This is a genomic window from Rheinheimera sp., from assembly GCF_036568245.1.
In the GTDB taxonomy this organism is placed as follows: Bacteria; Pseudomonadota; Gammaproteobacteria; order Enterobacterales; family Alteromonadaceae; genus Alishewanella.
In genome coordinates this window covers 1-3112 of sequence record NZ_DATCSY010000227.1, presented here as the reverse complement: position 1 = coordinate 3112, position 3112 = coordinate 1, and the positions used below count along the sequence as shown (strand labels likewise).

At 50.2% G+C, this 3112-nt stretch carries 4 protein-coding genes; all 4 read left to right on the top strand.

All coding sequences use genetic code 11. The features are described from left to right. The coding region (locus VIN66_RS10540) for an Hsp70 family protein (RefSeq protein ID WP_331923953.1) at positions 1 to 962 on the top strand (962 nt) is incomplete at its 5' end. 3 nt (positions 963 to 965) lie between these two features. Then, positions 966 to 1304: an ISC system 2Fe-2S type ferredoxin gene (gene fdx, locus VIN66_RS10535; RefSeq protein ID WP_331923952.1), complete on the top strand. Its 339-nt coding sequence runs from the start codon at positions 966 to 968 to the stop codon at positions 1302 to 1304. Between the two features lie 151 nt (positions 1305 to 1455). Continuing rightward, positions 1456 to 2610: a porin gene (locus VIN66_RS10530; RefSeq protein WP_331923951.1), complete on the top strand. Its 1155-nt coding sequence runs from the start codon at positions 1456 to 1458 to the stop codon at positions 2608 to 2610. A gap of 9 nt (positions 2611 to 2619) precedes the next feature. Next, on the top strand, positions 2620 to 3033 hold the full coding sequence (locus tag VIN66_RS10525) for a phosphate ABC transporter substrate-binding protein (RefSeq protein WP_331923949.1): 414 nt from the start codon (positions 2620 to 2622) through the stop codon (positions 3031 to 3033). The last annotated feature ends 79 nt before the right edge of the window (positions 3034 to 3112 follow it).

Sequence of the window (3112 nt, the reverse complement as noted above, 5' to 3'; positions counted from 1 at the left end):
GTGCCCAGTTTGAACAGCTGATAGCACCGCTGGTGAAAAAAACTACCCGTGCTTGCCGGCAAGTACTGCGTGATGCCGGTTTAACCGCTGATGATATTGTAAAAGTGGTGATGGTTGGCGGTTCTACACGGGTACCACTGGTGCGTAGCGAAGTGGCCGCGTTTTTTGCCAGCGAACCACTTACCTCAATAGATCCGGATAAAGTCGTCGCTATTGGTGCCGCCATTCAGGCTAATGTGCTGGTAGGCAATAAAGCTGATGGCGATACACTGCTACTGGATGTTATTCCGCTGTCTTTAGGCCTTGAAACTATGGGCGGCCTGACCGAGAAAATTATTCCGCGCAATACCGTTATCCCTGTCGCACGGGCGCAAGAGTTCACCACCTTTAAAGATGGTCAGACAGCGATGGCGCTGCATGTAGTGCAGGGCGAGCGTGAGCTGGTGGAAGACTGTCGCTCTCTGGCGCGGTTTGAGCTGCGTGGCATTCCGCCGATGCCGGCTGGTGGCGCCCATATCCGCGTTACTTTTCAGGTTGATGCTGACGGTTTACTTAGTGTCACTGCGCAGGAAAAATCTACCGGCGTGCAGTCAAATATTCAGGTTAAACCATCCTATGGCCTCAGCGATGATCAGGTTGCTACCATGCTAAAAGGCTCGATGCAACATGCCCGGCAGGATATGCAGCTGCGCTTATTGCGAGAGCAGCAAGTAGAGGCGGCCCGTGTACTGGAAGCCGTAAGCCGTGCTTTGCAGGCCGATGCGCACCTGTTAAATGATAGCGAGCGTTCTGCCATTGAGCAGGCGCTGGCCGATCTGGCTACTGTGCGTCAGGGCGACGATACCGCTGCAATTAAAGCCGCCATTGAACATACTAACCATTTAACCGATGATTTTGCCGCGCGGCGCATGGATCAGTCTATCCGCAGCGCTTTAACGGGTCACAACGTGGACGAGGTATAACAGATGCCACAAATTGTATTTTTACCCCATGCAGAACTGTGCCCTGAGGGGGCAGCACTGGAAGCGAAAACCGGCGAAACTGTGCTGGATGTGGCACTGCGCAACGGTATTGCGATAGAGCATGCTTGCGAGAAATCCTGTGCTTGTACCACCTGTCATGTCATCGTCCGCGAGGGTTTTTATTCACTGAATGAAAGTGATGAGCTTGAGGATGACATGCTGGACAAAGCCTGGGGGCTGGAGCCGGAATCCCGCTTAGGCTGTCAGGCTCGGATAGCTGACGAGGACCTGGTGGTGGAAATACCAAAATACACGGTAAATATGGTCAGTGAAGGGCACTGAGTTACCGCGATAAAAAAACGGCCTTACAGGCCGTTTTTTTATGTCCGAAAACTGACATAGCTCAATAATAACAACGAAATGCTGGAGATTGACCGGGCTTGGGCTAGTCTCAGTAAGACAACAAGAGACAAAGACAACGGATGGAGTACCTATGATAAAAAAATCGCTTCTTGCCCTGAGTTTATCGGCGTTGCTGGCTGCGCCGGCCTATGCAGACCTGACCATTAATGGTTTCGCGTCAATCAAAGCGGGTATGACACTGGACAGTGATGACACGCTGTATGGCTACGACGACAGTCTGGACTTTAAAAACGAGAGCTTATTTGCTGTACAGCTGATGTCAGATTTAGGCGACAAGTTGTCTGTGACCGCACAGCTGATGGGGCGAGGTGCAGACGATTTTGACGTCGACTTCGAATGGGCCTTTATCAGCTATCAACTGACCGACGAAGTGCGGATTAACGCCGGGCGCCTGCGTACCCCCTTTTATAAGTACTCTGATTATCGCGATGTAGGTTACGCCTACGACTGGCTACGGGTGCCGCAAAGTGTATATGGCCTGGGTTTTGACAATATCGAAGGGGTATCGTTATATCATACTACCCAACTAGGTAATTTTGATTCCAGTCTGCAGCTGATCGCTGGTGCTTACGATGGCGAGGCGAGTATCAGTGGCACTGAAGTGAATGCTGAAATTAAGGACATTCTGGGCGTTACCTGGGAGCTAAGTCAGGACTGGTACAGCTTGCGCGCTGCTTATCTGATCGGTAAGGTCAGTGTCGGTGCTGAAGCGGTATCGTTACAACCCGGCGTTACTTTCGGCGACTTCTTCAACGGTTTAGCCGGTGCCGGTTTCTCTGCACTGGTTAATGAAATTGACATTGTAGAAGAAGATGGCGAATTTTTCGGCCTGGGTTTTACCGTAGATAAAAATGACTGGTTAGTGGTTGCCGAATACACCACAGTAAAAGTAGACAACAGCTTTATCGCCGATCAGAAAAACTTCTACGTGTCTCTCGGACACAGGTTCGATACTATTACGCCTTATATCTCGTATGAGAAAGAAGATATCCCGGCAAAAGATGAAATTTACACGCCTTATCAGGCCAGTTTGCCGCCATCATTGCTGTTGCCTGTCGTTGGCATAGTGCAAAGCCAGGCACGCGAAGCAACAACCTACAACGTTGGTTTACGCTACGACTTCCACCCTTCAGCTGCATTTAAAGTGCAATACAGCTCTGAAGACAACGAAATTGCCGATCTGCGTCAGGATGTGCTGGCCTTTGGCGTAGATTTGGTATTCTAAGGAGGCTTTATGCGTATTAAACATCTTTCTTTGATCGCTTGCGCTTTACTGTCTGCCTCTGTTGTTGCTGATATTGCGGTCGTGGTGCATCCGTCAAATGCCAATGTGGTGTCTAGCGATGATTTAAGCAGGCTGTTTCTTGGCCGGGCATCCAGTTTTGCCGACGGCAGTAAAGCGACGCCGCTTAATCTGGCCGAAGGCGCTGCAGCCAGAGACGAATTTGACTCTAAAGTACTAAGCCGTTCTTCCTCACAGCTTAAAGCTTACTGGTCAAAGCTGGTGTTCACCGGTAAAGGCACACCGCCGAAAGAACTGGCTGATGATGCCGCGGTAAAAGCGGCTGTCGCTGCCGATCCGACCGCCGTTGGTTATATCAGTAGCAGCAGCGTTGATAATAGTGTGAAGGTGGTTGCTAACTTCTAAAACCTGTTTGTCATAAAAAGCCGCGATACTGAAGGGAAACCATAAGTCGCGGCTTTTTTTGTCAGCAAAAATAGGTTTT